Annotated in this window: 13 protein-coding genes; 3 read left to right on the top strand and 10 right to left on the bottom strand. The window is 71.3% G+C overall.

Annotated features, from left to right (window positions below):
* Window positions 1-51 precede the first annotated feature (51 nt).
* The 7 genes from G6N20_RS09630 to G6N20_RS09600 form a co-directional block, all read right to left on the bottom strand.
* Window positions 52-1,611 (bottom strand): polyamine aminopropyltransferase, encoded by a 1,560-nt coding sequence (locus tag G6N20_RS09630; RefSeq protein ID WP_083047537.1) that lies wholly within the window; start codon window positions 1,609-1,611, stop codon window positions 52-54.
* On the bottom strand, window positions 1,608-2,090 hold the full coding sequence (locus G6N20_RS09625) for a DUF350 domain-containing protein (protein ID WP_083047535.1): 483 nt from the start codon (window positions 2,088-2,090) through the stop codon (window positions 1,608-1,610). The genes G6N20_RS09630 and G6N20_RS09625 overlap by 4 nt, the downstream gene beginning before the upstream one ends.
* A 26-nt stretch (window positions 2,091-2,116) precedes the next feature.
* Complete coding sequence (locus tag G6N20_RS09620) at window positions 2,117-2,548, bottom strand: DUF4247 domain-containing protein (protein WP_083047594.1); 432 nt, start codon at window positions 2,546-2,548, stop codon at window positions 2,117-2,119.
* A complete protein-coding gene (locus G6N20_RS09615; RefSeq protein WP_083047533.1) occupies window positions 2,545-3,057 on the bottom strand; it encodes a DUF2617 family protein in 513 nt (170 codons plus the stop codon). Before G6N20_RS09615 ends, G6N20_RS09620 begins: the two co-directional genes overlap by 4 nt.
* Before the next feature lie 13 nt (window positions 3,058-3,070).
* A complete protein-coding gene (locus tag G6N20_RS09610; RefSeq protein WP_083047530.1) occupies window positions 3,071-3,679 on the bottom strand; it encodes a DUF4178 domain-containing protein in 609 nt (202 codons plus the stop codon).
* 104 nt (window positions 3,680-3,783) lie between these two features.
* Window positions 3,784-4,188, bottom strand: coding sequence for a type II toxin-antitoxin system VapC family toxin (locus G6N20_RS09605; RefSeq protein ID WP_083047528.1), 405 nt, complete (start codon window positions 4,186-4,188; stop codon window positions 3,784-3,786).
* Entirely contained in the window at window positions 4,185-4,430 is a 246-nt protein-coding gene (locus tag G6N20_RS09600; RefSeq protein WP_083047526.1) for an AbrB/MazE/SpoVT family DNA-binding domain-containing protein, read from the bottom strand. The genes G6N20_RS09605 and G6N20_RS09600 overlap by 4 nt, the downstream gene beginning before the upstream one ends.
* A 120-nt stretch (window positions 4,431-4,550) precedes the next feature.
* Here G6N20_RS09600 and ruvC point away from each other — a divergent pair, with 120 nt between their 5' ends.
* The 3 genes from ruvC to ruvB are packed head-to-tail and all read left to right on the top strand — an operon-like array spanning window position 4,551 to window position 6,741.
* Window positions 4,551-5,102, top strand: coding sequence for a crossover junction endodeoxyribonuclease RuvC (gene ruvC / locus G6N20_RS09595; RefSeq protein ID WP_083047524.1), 552 nt, complete (start codon window positions 4,551-4,553; stop codon window positions 5,100-5,102).
* The gene (ruvA, locus tag G6N20_RS09590) at window positions 5,099-5,695 is read left to right on the top strand and encodes a Holliday junction branch migration protein RuvA (RefSeq protein WP_083047522.1); all 597 of its coding nucleotides are present in this window, start codon (window positions 5,099-5,101) and stop codon (window positions 5,693-5,695) included. The genes ruvC and ruvA overlap by 4 nt, the downstream gene beginning before the upstream one ends.
* Window positions 5,692-6,741, top strand: a complete 1,050-nt coding sequence (ruvB, locus tag G6N20_RS09585) for a Holliday junction branch migration DNA helicase RuvB (RefSeq protein ID WP_083047520.1) — start codon at window positions 5,692-5,694, stop codon at window positions 6,739-6,741. Before ruvA ends, ruvB begins: the two co-directional genes overlap by 4 nt.
* A 76-nt stretch (window positions 6,742-6,817) precedes the next feature.
* Here the strand turns inward: ruvB and G6N20_RS09580 are convergent, their stop codons facing one another.
* The 3 genes from G6N20_RS09580 to car form a co-directional block, all read right to left on the bottom strand.
* Entirely contained in the window at window positions 6,818-8,434 is a 1,617-nt protein-coding gene (locus G6N20_RS09580) for a PE family protein (protein WP_083047518.1), read from the bottom strand.
* Between the two features lie 148 nt (window positions 8,435-8,582).
* Entirely contained in the window at window positions 8,583-10,187 is a 1,605-nt protein-coding gene (locus tag G6N20_RS09575) for a PE family protein (protein ID WP_163662925.1), read from the bottom strand.
* A gap of 179 nt (window positions 10,188-10,366) precedes the next feature.
* Window positions 10,367-13,891 carry a carboxylic acid reductase gene (car, locus tag G6N20_RS09570; RefSeq protein WP_083047514.1) on the bottom strand — a complete coding sequence of 1,175 codons (3,525 nt, stop codon included), beginning with the start codon at window positions 13,889-13,891 and terminating at the stop codon, window positions 10,367-10,369.
* Between the last annotated feature and the right edge of the window lie 71 nt (window positions 13,892-13,962).

The following is a 13,962-nucleotide window of genomic DNA, read 5'->3' as shown; positions in this document are numbered from 1 at the left end:
TGCACTTTGCACGGTCGGTTCGGACGGGATCGAGCAGCGGGCGGCGACCAACTAGTCGTACCCGTGGCGCATGTCGTCGACGATGCGCGGATTGTCCAGCGTCGAGGGCGCCACCGGGCGGGGCCGGGTGTCGTCGGAGAACACCGTGGCGGCCTGCAGCACCCGCTGGTCCAGGAAGCGCAGCGGGGGCGCATCATTCGGCACGGTGGGGGTGGGCGCGGCGTCACCGCGGCGCGCCAGGACGAAGCCCCAGTCGCCGAACGTCGGCACATGCACGTGGTAGGGGGTGGCCGCATAGCCCGCGGCCTGGATCGTCGAGACGGTGCGCCAGAACGCCATGCGCGTCGAAAACGGGCTCCCCGCTTGCACACTCATCAGCCCGCCGGGTGCCAGCACCTGCCCAACCAGGGCGTAGAACTCCGTCGAGTACAGCCGGCCCAGCACCGGTGTGTCGGGGTCGGGCAGGTCGACGATCACCGCATCAAAGCCGACTGCTTCAGTGGCGCGCAGCCAGCTCATCGCATCGTCGATCACGACGTGCACGCGCGGGTCGTCCAGCGCGCCGCCGTTGGCGTCGCGGATGATGGTGCGGCCCAGCTCGATGACCGCGGGGTCGAGCTCCACCTGCACGATCGACTGCACGCCGGGCTGGCGCAGCAGTTCGCGGGCCGCCAGGCCGTCGCCGCCACCGAGCACCAGCACCGAGTGTGCTCCGGCGCCCAACGCGGGATAGACCAGGCTTTCGGTGTAGCGGTATTCGTCCCGGGTGGAAAACTGCAACCCCCCGTCCAGGTACAGGCGCAGGTCGGCGCCCCGGCGGGTGACCACGATTTCCTGGTAGGCCGAGTGCCGGTAGGCGATGATCGGGTCGGCGTAGAGCCGTTGGCGGCTGGTGGTCTCGATGTCGTGTGCCCGCACCAGCAACGTCACTAGCAGCGTCAGTGCCGCGGCCAGCGAGCTCAACGCGGCCACCAGCTGCCCGATGGACACGACGTGTCGCAGCAAGAAGATGGACACCATCGCCGCGGCCACCAGGTTGACGACGCCGGTGGCCGCCGCCCCGCGGATCATCCCCAGCTGCGGCAGCAGCAGGAAAGGCCAGATGAGCCCGCCGACCAGCGCGCCCAGGTAGTCGGCCGCGTTGAGGTTGGCCAGGGTGCGCCCGGAATCGGCGGGGCCGGCCACTCGGCCGCGCTGCAGCAGCGTCATCAGCAGCGGCACCTCGGCGCCGACCAGCCCGCCGATCAGGGCGGTGCCGATCGCCAGCACCAGCGTCGACCCGCCCGGCTCGTCCAGGAACGCGAAGGCCACATACAGCGCCGCCGCCGACAATCCGCCGATGATGCCCAGGACCGTTTCGAGGGCGATGAAGGTGACGGCCGCACGGGCCAGCAACGGCTTGACCAGCAGGGCACCCACGCCCAGCGCGGCGATGTAGCCGGCGACGATCAGCGAGGTGGCGACGATGCCGCCGCCATTCAGGCTCGCCGACAGCGTCAGCAGCGCAAGCTCGTAGACGATGCCGCAGGCCGCGCACGCCGCGACGGCCGCCAGCAGCACGGCCCGCCAGCGCACCGCAGACTCGGCGGTTCCGACCCGGGTGGATGTCATGACAGCGCGGCGGCGATCACCCCCGCCACGGCCAGCAGCATGGCGGCGGTGGCGAACGCCGCCGGATGCAGCTGCGGTGCGTCGATGTGGTCCCGGAACCGCCCGGGCACGGCCGTCTCGAGGATCACCAACGCCACCCCCTGCAGCGCCACCCCGATGATCCCGTACACGGCCACACCGATCAGTCCCTGGCCCAGCTGGTTGGAGCTGGCGTAGATGGCGGCGATGATCACCACGGCCAGCGCCGCATACATCGCCGAGGCCAGCACGACCGCGTTGGGGCGCCGTTCGATGAACACCAGGCGACGCAGATCCCCCGGGGTCAACAGGTTGACCATCGCAAAGCCAGCGACCAGGACGGCCGCGCCGACCAGGAAGTACAACACGGTGGCCAGCACACCGTGCAGGATCGCTGTGACGTTGACGGTGCCGAAGTCGACTCCGGCCTGGTAGCTGGCCTGGTAGCTGGCCTGGTGCATGAGGTTCTCCTTATGGCGTGGTGGTCTTATTTGCTTCCGCCGGGCCCGCCGGGGCTGCCTCCGGAGCCGCCCGACGGCGACCCCGGGGTAAACCCGGGGCCCAGGAAGATGTAGGAGCCGTGGCTGTAGCCCGCGCCCAGCGGTTCGACGCGGATGCTGCACGGGTAGGTGCCGTCCGGGCCGACGATCACGATGTTGTTGCTGTAGCGCAGGTACTGGTTGTCGCCGCTGGCCGCGCGCGCCGCGGGGGCCTGGTAGTGGGCGAGCGTGTCGGCCACCTGGGTGGCTGATCCGGTGCACAGGTACCGCGTTCCGCGGGCGTCCCGGGATTCTTCGCGGTAGTGGGACGCGATATACGAGCCGATGTTCCTGTTCAGCAGTACCAGTCCGGAAACCAGGGACACCGTGGCGGCGACGGCCAGGGCGCCGGCGGTCAGCAACAGTCGGTTGCGGCTCACGGACGCCACCGGCTGGTGGTGTGCACGACCGTCCCGCCGGACCCAGAAGGGTGCCGCGGGTACAGGTGCCACGTCTGCCACTGCCAGCCGCTGCCGTCGGGGTGGCCGGCCAGCGCCGTCATGGCGGCGTCGTCGCCGGGAAATACCCCGCCCAGCCAGCCGGTGTCGGTGGTGCATCGGGTGCGCAGGTGTTGTGCGAGCAGGCGAAACGTCGCCTCGTCGTGGGTGTCGACCCGGGATTCCAGCCGGTAGCCGGGTGCCCGGGTGTGCGCGGGCAGGCCACCGCCATGGTCGCGCGCGCTGCAGGAGACCAGCTCGGTAAAGCGTCGGCCGCGGTGGTCGACGGCGACCACGTGGGAGGCCCCGAGGACGCCGAGCAGCAGGCTGCCCCCTTGGGGGTGGTCCAGTCGGCAGGTGGCCAGCGGCCGCGGGGCGGGCGCGTTGAGCGCCAGCCCGAGCCGGGCCCCGGACACGTCGGCCGGAGCCACGGCCAGGTGATGAAGCGCCACCGCGACCCTGGTCCTAGTCGGCGGGCGGCGGCGCCGGGTAGATGATGAGTTCGCCGGCCAGCACGGGCTTGCCCGTCGAGATCTCCCAGGGCATGTCGGGCGCCCAGCGCTCGAAGGACAGCAGCGCGGTCTGGTCGGCGTTGGCGTAGTCGACATAGTCCATCTCACCGCCGGCCGGCAGGCCGGTCGTGCCTTCCGTGGTGTAGCCGGCGTGGCCGCGTTCGGACACCCGGAAGGTCATCCCGTCGACCACCGGGTGGCCATCGGGCTCCACCGAAAGATCGCTGCGCTTCACCCACAGTCTCAGCTCGAGCCGTCCGTCGTCCTCGTCGACGCCCAACCACAACGGCTGCTCGCCGCCTTCGAGCAGGTGCTCCCACCACACGAACGGACCCTGGCGGAAGGTGACCGAACCGCGCACCACATAGTCCACGCCGCCGTGGCTGACGATCGCACCGGGACCGAGTTGGCGGGGGCCGAATTGTGCCATCGCGTCCAGGGAGAGCGGGTCCTGGCGCCCGCCCGGTTTGGTCGCCGTCTTGGGCCGTCTGATCACGATGACGAGGACGATGATCGACGCGATGAACAGCGCCACGGCGAGCACCACCAGCAGTGATCCCACGCATACCCTTTCGTGCTGCGGCGTTGAGCGATCGTGCGGTAAAGGTAACAGCTTTGGTGGGACCAACGGGCGGGGCAAGCCCTACAGCAGCAGATGGACACGCGTCAGGTCACCAGCTCAACCTCGACGCGCAACCGCTCGTATGTCGAGACCGCACGCACGTCGCGAGTCAACAGGGTGGCGCCAGCGGCCTTCGCCGTCAAGCCGACCAGCGCGTCGTAGGTTGCGCCACCGGCGACATTGTGCTCGGCGAGATGATCGATCAAGGCGCGATGTAAGCGCGCATCCAGCGTCAGATAGTCGCTCGACGTGATGTCGGTCAAATAGGTGTGCACGGCAGCGGGGGCGACACGGTGCGGCGGTGGCAGACGCGTCAGAACCGAATAGGTTTCCACCGCCGTGTGCGCGATCAGGTGCACGCCACGGCTGAGCGCGCGCACGGCCGACTCATGCCCTTGGTGCCAGGTCGCGAATCCGGCAACGAGGACACTGGTGTCTGCTGTGATCACCGCCGGACGCGATCGAGCGTTTCCCGAACGATTTCGTCGGTCAACGAGGGCAGCGGGCGTTCCGGCCGGGCGACCAGCACCGAACCTTCCCGAACGAGCTCGACACCGGTCGGTGCTGGCTCAATCTCGATGCGCCCGTCGCGCTCGGTGATCTCCACCTGCTCGTTTCCGCGTAAGCCGAGGCGGTCGCGAATCCGCTTGGGGATCACGAGACGCCCCGCCGCGTCGATGGTTGTACGCATGGCAGAAAACCTACCATTATTCTTGCCACGGGCGTGTCCTGCCCGCGGATGTCGGCGTGATCCGCTAGCCTATCGAACAGCTGTTCGGGCCGTGGCGCTGAAGGGGGTTGGGAGCATGCGGTGCGGGTGATGGGTGTCGATCCCGGGTTGACGCGATGCGGGCTGTCGCTGGTCGAGAGACGTGGTCGGCAGCTGGTCGCGTTGGATGTCGACGTGGTGCGAACCCCGGCCGATGCGCCGTTGTCGACGCGGCTGTTGACCATCGGTGACGCCGTCGAGCACTGGCTGGACACCCACCGCCCCGACGTGCTGGCCATCGAGCGGGTGTTCTCCCAGCACAACGTGACCACCGTGATGGGCACCGCGCAGGCCGGCGGCGTGGTCGCCCTGCTGGCGGCCAAGCGCGGCATCGACGTGCACTTCCACACCCCCAGCGAGGTCAAGGCCGCGGTCACCGGCAACGGTTCCGCGGACAAGGCGCAGGTCACCGCGATGGTCACCAGAATCCTCGGGTTGCACGCCAAGCCGACACCGGCCGACGCGGCCGACGCGCTGGCGCTGGCGATCTGTCACTGTTGGCGGGCGCCGATGATCGCTCGGATGGCCCAAGCCGATGCGCTGGCCACGCGGCAGCGTCGCGGCGACGCCGCCAAGGTGAAGGCCGCCCGATGATCGCCTCGGTGCGTGGTGAGGTGCTCGAGGTGGCGCTCGATCACGTGGTGATCGAGGCCGCCGGGGTTGGCTATCGGGTAAACGCGACGCCGGCGACGCTGGCCACGCTGCGGCCGGGGACCGAAGCCCGGCTGATCACCGCGATGATCGTGCGCGAGGATTCCATGACGCTGTACGGGTTCACCGATGTGGATACCCGCGACCTGTTCCTGACGCTGTTGTCGGTGTCCGGCGTCGGGCCCCGGCTGGCGATGGCGACCCTGGCGGTGCATGACGCCCCGGCGCTGCGCCAGGCGCTGGCCGACCGCGACGTTGTCGCGCTGACCCGGGTGCCCGGCATCGGCAAACGCGGCGCCGAACGGATGGTGCTGGAATTGCGTGACAAAGTGGGCCCAGCCGGGGCGTCCGCTTCCGGCGCCTCTGCGATCAATGGCCACGCGGTGCGCGGCCCCGTGGTGGAGGCCTTGGTCGGTCTCGGGTTTGCGGCCAGGCAGGCCGAGGAGGCCACCGACAAGGTGCTGGCCGCAGATCATGACGCGACCACGTCGGGCGCGCTGCGGGCCGCGCTGTCACTGTTAGGTAAGGCGCGATGAGCTCCGGGGACGCCGCGGACCGCGACGTCTCGCCGGCGCTGACCGTCGGCGAGGGCGACGTCGACGTCAGCCTGCGGCCGCGCTCGCTGCGGGAGTTCATCGGCCAGGCCCGGGTCCGCGAGCAGCTGCAGCTGGTCATCGAGGGCGCCAGAAACCGCGGCGGCACACCGGATCACATCCTGCTGTCGGGTCCGCCGGGGCTGGGCAAGACGTCGCTGGCGATGATCATCGCCGCCGAGCTCGGGTCCGCGTTGCGGGTGACGTCCGGGCCCGCGCTGGAACGCGCCGGTGACCTGGCCGCGATGCTGTCCAACCTGGTGGAGCACGACGTGTTGTTCATCGACGAGATCCATCGCATCGCCCGGCCCGCCGAAGAGATGCTCTACCTGGCGATGGAGGACTTCCGGGTCGACGTGGTCGTCGGCAAGGGCCCGGGGGCGACGTCGATTCCGCTGGAGGTCGCGCCCTTCACGCTGGTCGGCGCGACCACCCGGTCCGGCGCCCTCACCGGCCCGCTGCGCGACCGGTTCGGGTTCACCGCCCACCTGGATTTCTACGAGCCCGCCGAGCTGCAGCGGGTGCTGGCCCGCTCGGCCGGCATTCTGGGCATCGAGTTGGGCGCCGAGGCCGCCGCGGAGATCGCGCGCCGCTCGCGGGGCACCCCGCGGATCGCCAACCGGTTGCTGCGCCGGGTCCGGGATTTCGCCGAGGTGCGCGCCGACGGTGTCATCACCCGCGATGTCGCCAAGTCCGCGCTCGAGGTGTACGACGTCGACGAGTTTGGCCTGGACCGGCTGGACCGGGCGGTGTTGTCGGCGTTGACCCGCGGTTTCGGGGGCGGCCCGGTCGGGGTTTCGACGCTGGCGGTGGCGGTGGGCGAGGAGGCCGCCACGGTGGAGGAGGTGTGCGAACCGTTCCTGGTCCGCGCCGGCATGGTCGCGCGCACGCCGCGGGGCCGGGTGGCCACCGCGCTGGCGTGGACCCACCTGGGCATGACCCCGCCGGCCGGGGCGGCCGGTTTGAGTCAGCCGGGGCTGTTCGAGTAGCCAGCGGGACGGAAGCAAGCACGCCGGCTTGGTGCGCACACCTCGTCGGGTGGCGCTACCTGGGTCCGCAGACCGGCTATGACGATCCGTTGCTGCCGTTGGCGCCGATCAGTGTGCCGCCGCTGCCGCCGGTCCCGCCAATACCACCGACGGCACCGTTGCCGCCGTTACCGCCGAAACCGAACAGCCCCGGGGTGAACGAGCCGTTGGCGGTTACCCCGACGTTGCCGCCGTTGCCGCCGTCGGCAGCCAGGGCGCCGTTGCCGGCGTTGCCGCCGTTGCCGCCGAACCCGAGGCTGAGCAGGCCGCCACCGTCGCCGCCGTTCCCGCCTTTGCCACCAGTCCCAACGGCGGTGACGCCTCCGGCACCGCCATCGCCGCCGACGCCTACGCCGATGAGCGCGGAGCCCTGGCCGCCGTGGCCGCCTGCGCCGCCAATGCTATTGGTGGCGAAGCCACCGATGCCGCCGAGACCGCCGGCGCCCAGGCCGATGAGCGCGGCGCCCTGGCCCCCGTGGCCGCCCGCGCCGCTAGCGACGTTGCCGTTGGCGGCGCCACCCATGCCGCCGAAACCGCCGACGCCCGCGCCCAGGAGCACGGCGCCGATGCCGCCCTGGCCGCCCGTGCCGCCGGTGTCCAGGGAGAAGCCGCCCAGGCCGCCGGAGCCGCCCTGGGCGTAACCGATCGAGGCGCTGCTGTTACCGCCGGCGCCACCGTCACCGGCAACGGCCCCGGGGTTGGTACCGGCACCACCCATGCCACCGTTACCACCCAGGCTGAACAGTTGACCCGATGCGGCACCGCCGGCGCCGCCGGGGCCGCCGGCATCGTTGCTCGTTCCGCCGGCGCCGCCGTCACCGCCCAGGCCAACGAGTAAACCGCGTCCCAGGCCGCCGGCCCCCCCGGCGCCGCCGGCGCTGTCGCCCGATCCGCCGGGGCCGCCGTCGCCACCCCAGCCAAACAGCCACCCGCTGGCGCCGCCGTTGCCGCCGGCCCCGCCGATTCCGTCGGGGGCGAAACCGCCAGCCCCGCCCCTGCCGCCCCAGCCGAGGAATGGGGCGCTGCCGCCAGCCCCACCGGCACCACCTTTGCCGCCAAAAACGTTCGTCGGGCCCCCGGCGCCACCATTGCCGCCGTTGCCGAGCAGCCAGCCGCCGCTGCCGCCGGCCCCGCCGGCCGCGGCGGGCCCACCGGCACCACCATTGCCGCCGTTGCCGATCAGCCCGGCGGACCCGCCGTTACCGCCGGCCACGCCGGCCGTTGTCTGCGAATAACCGTTGCCGCCGTTGCCGAGCAACAGGCCGCCGGGTCCGCCGTTGGGATTGGCCGCGGTGCCGTTGGCGCCGTTGCCGATCAATGGGCGGCCCAACAAAGCCTGTGCGGGCGCGTTGATCGCGTCGAGCAACGGAACGCTGGCGGCCTCGGCAGCGGCATAGGATCCGCTGGCCGAGGTCAACGTCTGCACGAACCGGTCGTGAAAGCCCGCCGCCTGGGCGCTGATGGCCTGATAGGTGCGCGCATGGGTGCCGAACAACGCCGCGATCGCCGCCGACACCTCGTCGGCTCCGGCGGGCAGCAGCCGCACGGTCGACGCCGACGCCGCCGCGTTGGCCGCGCTCAGCGACGCGCCGATGCTGGCCAGGTCCTGCGCCGCGGCCGCCAGCATCTCCGGAGCCGCGATCACATATGACATCACTGCCTCCCCACACGTCGTGTGCTCGGCGCCAGGCCCCGGTCCGAATCGTCGATGGCCGGTGCGCTGCGAGTTTATGCGGACGGCGCAGCAGTGTGGGCCATTTCGCGGAAATCGGCATCGGGTGTTCGGCGGGCAGGCGGACCGACTATGACGATCCGTTGTTGCCGTTGGCGCCGATTAATGTGCCGCCGCTGCCGCCGGTGCCCCCGGTCCCGCCGTTGATGCCGTTGCCGCCGTTGCCGCCGAAGCCGACCAGCGCCGGGGTGAACGCGCCGTTGGCGACTACCCCGGCGTTGCCGCCGTTGCCGCCGTTGGCGGGCGCGGCGCCGTTGGCGGCGTTGCCGCCGTTTCCGCCGAACCCGATGCTGAGCAGGCCGCCGCCGTCGCCGCCGTCACCGCCAGCGCCGCCGGTCCCACCGAAAGCGGTGCCGCCGGCACCGCCGACGCCGCCGAGGCCCATGCCGATCAGCGCGGCGCCCTGGCCGCCGTAGCCGCCCGCGCCGCCATCGCCTCCGGAGAACCCGCCGATGCCGCCGGCACCGCCGGTGCCCACGCCGATGAACGTGGCGCCCTGGCCGCCGTGGCCGCCCGCGCCGGCGGTCACGTTGGCGGCGCCACCGACGCCGCCGAAACCGCCGACGCCCGAGCCCAGGAGCGCCGCGCCGATCCCGCCCTGGCCGCCCGCGCCGCCGGTGTCGTCGGCGAAGCCGCCCAGGCCGCCGGCGCCGCCCAGGGCGTAACCGATCACGGCGCTGCCGTCACCGCCGGCGCCGCCGGCCCCGCCGCTGGCGCCGGCAGCGACGGCGCCGCCGACCCCGCCGGCGCCACCCAGGCCAAGGAGCAGACCCTCTGCGGCGCCGCCGGCCCCGCCGGCGCCGCCGGCGGGGCCGCCCGTTCCGCCGCCGCCGGCGGCGCCGCCCAGGCCGAACAGCAGGCCGCGTCCGACACCGCCGGCACCCCCGGCGCCGCCGGTGTCGCCCGTCCCGCCAGTGCCGCCGGCCCCGCCGATGGCCCCCAGGACACCGCCGGCACCACCGGTGCCGCCGGCCCCGCCAGTCGTACCGGCACCAGCGGCGTCACCGCCCGACCCGCCAATGCCGCCTAGGCCGAGCAGCGGCGCGTTGCCGCCGGCCCCACCAGTACCACCTACCACGCCAAGAATGGCCCTACCGCCGCCGCCACCGGGGCCGCCGTTGCCGATCAGCCAGCCGCCGGTGCCGCCGGCGCCGCCGGCCGCGTCGGGCCCGCCGCCACCGCCGGTCCCGCCGTTGCCGATCAGCCCGGCGGGCCCGCCGTTACCGCCGGCCACGCCGGCCGCCGTCTGCGTATAGCCGTTGCCGCCGTTGCCGATCAACAGGCCGCCGGGTCCGCCGTTGGGATTGGCCGCGGTGCCGTTGGCGCCGTTGCCGATCAATGGGCGGCCCAACAAAGCCTGTGCGGGCGCGTTGATCGCGTCGAGCAACGGAACGCTGGCGGCCTCGGCGGCGGCATAGGATCCGCTGGCCGAGGTCAACGTCTGCACGAACCGGTCGTGAAAGCCCGCCGCCTGGGCGCTGATGGCCTGATAGGTGCGCGCATGGGTGCCGAACAACGCCGCGATCGCCGCCGACACCTCGTCGGCTCCGGCGGGCAGCAGCCGCACGGTCGACGCCGACGCCGCCGCGTTGGCCGCGCTCAGCGACGCGCCGATGCCGGCCAGATGCTGCGCCGCGGCCGCCAGCATCTCCGGAGCCGCGATCAGATATGACATCACTGCCTCCCCACACGTCGTGTGCTCGGCGCCAGCCCCGGGCCGGATCCCCCGGGGACCGGTTGACCGTGAGTTTATGGCGAGGGCGCCGCAGTGGGGGTGGTTTGGCTGACGCCGGGGTGCCGGCGGTGGCGACGACGCGCAGCCCGCCCACGCGGCGCCGGGGCGGGCGCGCCTGCTTACAGCAGCCCCAGCAGGCGCAGGTCGGTGACGTACTTGGTGATGATCGGCGCGCAGACGTGCGGAATGTCTTTGTCGGGGCCGATCTTGGCGTCCTGCACCGCGGCGCGGAACCGGTCGGTGGGTGCGACGGACCCGCACACCGGCTTGTCCGGTTTCTGGTAGTTGTGCAGCAGCGGCAGCAGCGAAGCGTGCCGCTGCCGCTCCGGCAACGCCTGCAGCGCCGTTTCGAACCGGCGCAGCCACTCGCCATAATCACCGATCCGCTGGATGCCACAGCCGGTGTCGATGAGCCAGTCGACGAACTCGTCGAGCCCGATGCCGTCGTCGTAGGGGTTCATCACGTGGTAGGTGTGGAACCCCTGCTCGCTGTGGGCACCTAAGACCGAAATCGCCTCGGCGATGAACTCGACGGGCAGTCCGTCGTAGTGGGCGCGTTGCCGGTGGCCGTCGGCGTCCAACTCGTAGAACGAGCCGGGCGCGATCCCGGTGGCCACCAGGGAAAGCATCAGCCGGGTGAACATGTCGGGCACGTTGAGCTGACCCGCCCACGTGGTGTCGGCCAGGATCATGTCGCAGCGGAAAACCGTGACCGGCAGGCCGCACAACTCGTGGGCCTCCCGCAGCAGCACCTCACCGGCCCACTTGCTGTTCGCATAGCCGTTGGCGTAGCTGTCGTCGATCGTGCGGGTCGCGCTGACCGCCCGGATGTCGGCGTCTTCGGTGAACGCCGCCGGGGTGATCTGGTCGCCCACCGCGATCGTCGAGGTGTAGGTGTAGGGCTTGATCTTGGAGGTCAACGCCAGGCGGATCAGTTCGGCGGTGCCCGCCACGTTGGGACCGAACAGCTGGCTGTAGGGCAGCACGTGGTTGACCAGGGCCGCCGGGTCGACGATCGCGTCGACCGTGTCGGCCAGCCGCTGCCAGGTCTGCGGATCCAGGCCCAGGTCTGCTTCGCCCTTGTCGCCGGCGAGCACCTCGAGGTGATCGGCGGCCAGCTCGCGGTAGTGCCGCAGCAGCGCCGGATCGCCGCTATCGAAGGTTTTGTCGAGCCGGGCTCGTGCCTGTTCATTCGACGTGGCCCGCACTAGGCAGATCAGCGTGCCGTCGACCAGGTTCATCCGCTGCAGCCATTCCAGGGCCAGGTAGCGACCCAGGAAGCCGGTGGCACCCGTCAGCAGGACGGTCCGCACCGGGGCGCTTGGTGCCGGCAGGTTCACCGCCCGAGCAAGCGTGGCGGGGTCAATGAATTTGTCCAACGTGAGGTCACGGGCGTGCACCTCCGCCGCGAAGCGCCCGTGCACCGAGGCGAACGTCGGCCGCTGGGCGCCGGGGCGACGTTGGGTCTCGATGTAGGCGGCCAGGGCCTGCAGGTCGGTGGCCGGGCTGACGATGACGCCCACCGGAACCTCGACGTCGAAGATCTCCTGTAGCAGGTTGGCAAAGGACAAAGCCGACAGTGAGTCGCCGCCCAGATCGGTGAAGTGAGCGTCCGGCCGCGGGTCGGCCTCGCCGGACGGGAGGGTGGTGCCCAGCAGGGCGGCCGCGGCGCGGCTCAGCGTCTCCAGCACCGGCGCGTCGGCGCCGGTTTGCCGCAGCGTGCGCAGCTCGTTGGCCTGGCCGTTCGCCAAGTCGGTGTAGAGCCGTTCCAGTCGCTCGCCGTAGTGCTTCTTGGCCTGCGGCCGCGCCAGCTTGCGAATGCCGGTGAGCAGGCCGTTTTCCAACGTGAACGGCGTCGTCTCGACGATGAAGTCGCGCGGGATCTCATAGGACTGCAGTCCGGCGGATTTGGCGATTTCCTGCAGTGACTCGCGGATCAGCGGCTTGACGCCCGCGACGCCGTGGCGCGACAGCGCCGCCTCGGTGGGGACGATCACCGCCAGCAGATACGCCCGGGCGCTGTTGCCGTAGACGAAGATCTGCCGGATCAGCGGGCTGTCGCCGAACACCGCCTCAAGCTTGGACACGGTGACGAACTCGCCCTGCGAGAGCTTGAGCACATTGTTGCGGCGATCGAGGTAGACGAACTGGTCGGGGCCCACTTGGGCCATGATGTCGCCGGTGCGGTAGAAGCCGTCGGCGTCGAACACCTCGGCGGTGACGTCGGGCCGCTGGTAGTAGCCGGGGAACAGGGCCTGCGTCTTGACCAGCAGCTCGCCGCGTGGGTGGGGCCGGTCGGTTAGGAAGTAGCCCAGGTCGGGGACGTCGACCAGCTTGTAGTCGATCACGGTGGGGCGCCGGATGTGGTCGTCGATCAAGACCATGCCGGCCTCGGTGGAGCCGTAGCCCTCCACCAGATGCACGTCGTGCAGCAGGGACTCGACCCAGGCCTTCATCTCGGGGGAGATCGGCGCCGAGCCGGTCAGCGCGGTGACGAACCGTCCGCCGAGCAGGCCCGCTCGCAGCTCCGACTTCACCTGCTCTTCAAGGGCAGCACGATCGGTGCCGGAGGCCCAGCGCCGGTCGACTTCGCGCTGGAACTCGGCGAACACCATGTCCCAGATGCGTGGCACGAAGCTCAACTCGGTGGGCCGAACCAGCGCCAGGTCCTCGAACAGCGTCGACAGGTCGCTGTTGGCCGCGAAGTAGGCGGTGCCTCCTTTGCACAGCGTCCCGTAGAGGATCTGACGGCCCATGATGTGGCTCATCGGCATGAAGTTGAGCGTGATCGCCGGTTCGGTGCCTAACTCGAACCAGGCGGACGTGCGCCAGAGGTTCGCCACCCGGCTCTGGGGGTACATGGCGCCCTTGGGCGCGCCGGTGCTGCCGGAGGTGTAGATCAGCAGCGCCAACGGGTCCCCCGAGCCGCCGGCAACGGCCGGCACGGGGCGCAGCGCCTGCCCGCGCTCGATCACCTCGGCCAGCGTCTCCACGATCACCGCGGTGCCGGCCAAGCGCGCCCGCGCGGCGTCGACGGCGTCGCGCTGCTCGTCCACCTCGGGACGGTAGTCGAAGACGACAAGCCGCGCCGGCGGGTGACCGGTCAGCACCAATTCGACGGCGTCGGCGAGGTTGGCCACGCTGGCGGCGACCACGGTGGGCTCGGTCTCGACGACGACGTGCCGCAGCTGGGCGATCGCCCCGCCGGTCTGCAGCGGAACCGCCACCGCACCCAGCTGGACCAGCGCGATGTCGATGGTGGTGTAGTCGACGCTGGTGAAGCCCAACACGGCGACCCGGTCGCCGGGCTGGACGTCAGCCGTTAACCCGCGTGCGAACGTGTCGGTGCGGTCGGACAGCTCGCGGTAGGTGATGGTCTCGAACTTGGGCAGCAGTCGCACCGAGGTGCGGCCGGTGTCGGGGTCGGTGACCAGTTGGGCGGCGCGTTGGCCGACGGCGGGCCGATCGGCGTAACCTCGCAGGACGGTGTGGATGATCTGCGGCAATGCCACTTCGGGTGCGTCGATGGCCGCGGTGATCGCCTCGTCGGGCCGAGCGGCGGCGAACTGCGGGTCGTTGGCGTAGTGGTCTTCGATGCGGCGGGCCAACCGCTCTTCGCGCTCTTCGTGGGTGGTGGTCGACATGACACGTCCCCTTGCACTTGCTGAAGGTGTTGACACTCGAGGCGCGGCGCTGCACCCGGGCAATAGAACGT

Source organism: Mycobacterium shinjukuense, from assembly GCF_010730055.1.
Classification (GTDB): domain Bacteria; phylum Actinomycetota; class Actinomycetes; order Mycobacteriales; family Mycobacteriaceae; genus Mycobacterium; species Mycobacterium shinjukuense.
This window is presented reverse-complemented; position numbering and strand designations above follow the sequence as displayed.

Coding starts and splice junctions, on each gene's coding strand:
- G6N20_RS09630 (WP_083047537.1), bottom strand. CDS start 1,611: ATGACATCCACCCGGGTCGGAACCGCCGAGTCTGCGGTGCGCTGGCGG.
- car (WP_083047514.1), bottom strand. CDS start 13,891: ATGTCGACCACCACCCACGAAGAGCGCGAAGAGCGGTTGGCCCGCCGC.
- G6N20_RS09625 (WP_083047535.1), bottom strand. CDS start 2,090: ATGCACCAGGCCAGCTACCAGGCCAGCTACCAGGCCGGAGTCGACTTC.
- ruvB (WP_083047520.1), top strand. CDS start 5,692: ATGAGCTCCGGGGACGCCGCGGACCGCGACGTCTCGCCGGCGCTGACC.
- G6N20_RS09600 (WP_083047526.1), bottom strand. CDS start 4,430: ATGCGTACAACCATCGACGCGGCGGGGCGTCTCGTGATCCCCAAGCGG.
- G6N20_RS09580 (WP_083047518.1), bottom strand. CDS start 8,434: ATGTCATATGTGATCGCGGCTCCGGAGATGCTGGCGGCCGCGGCGCAG.
- G6N20_RS09575 (WP_163662925.1), bottom strand. CDS start 10,187: ATGTCATATCTGATCGCGGCTCCGGAGATGCTGGCGGCCGCGGCGCAG.
- ruvA (WP_083047522.1), top strand. CDS start 5,099: ATGATCGCCTCGGTGCGTGGTGAGGTGCTCGAGGTGGCGCTCGATCAC.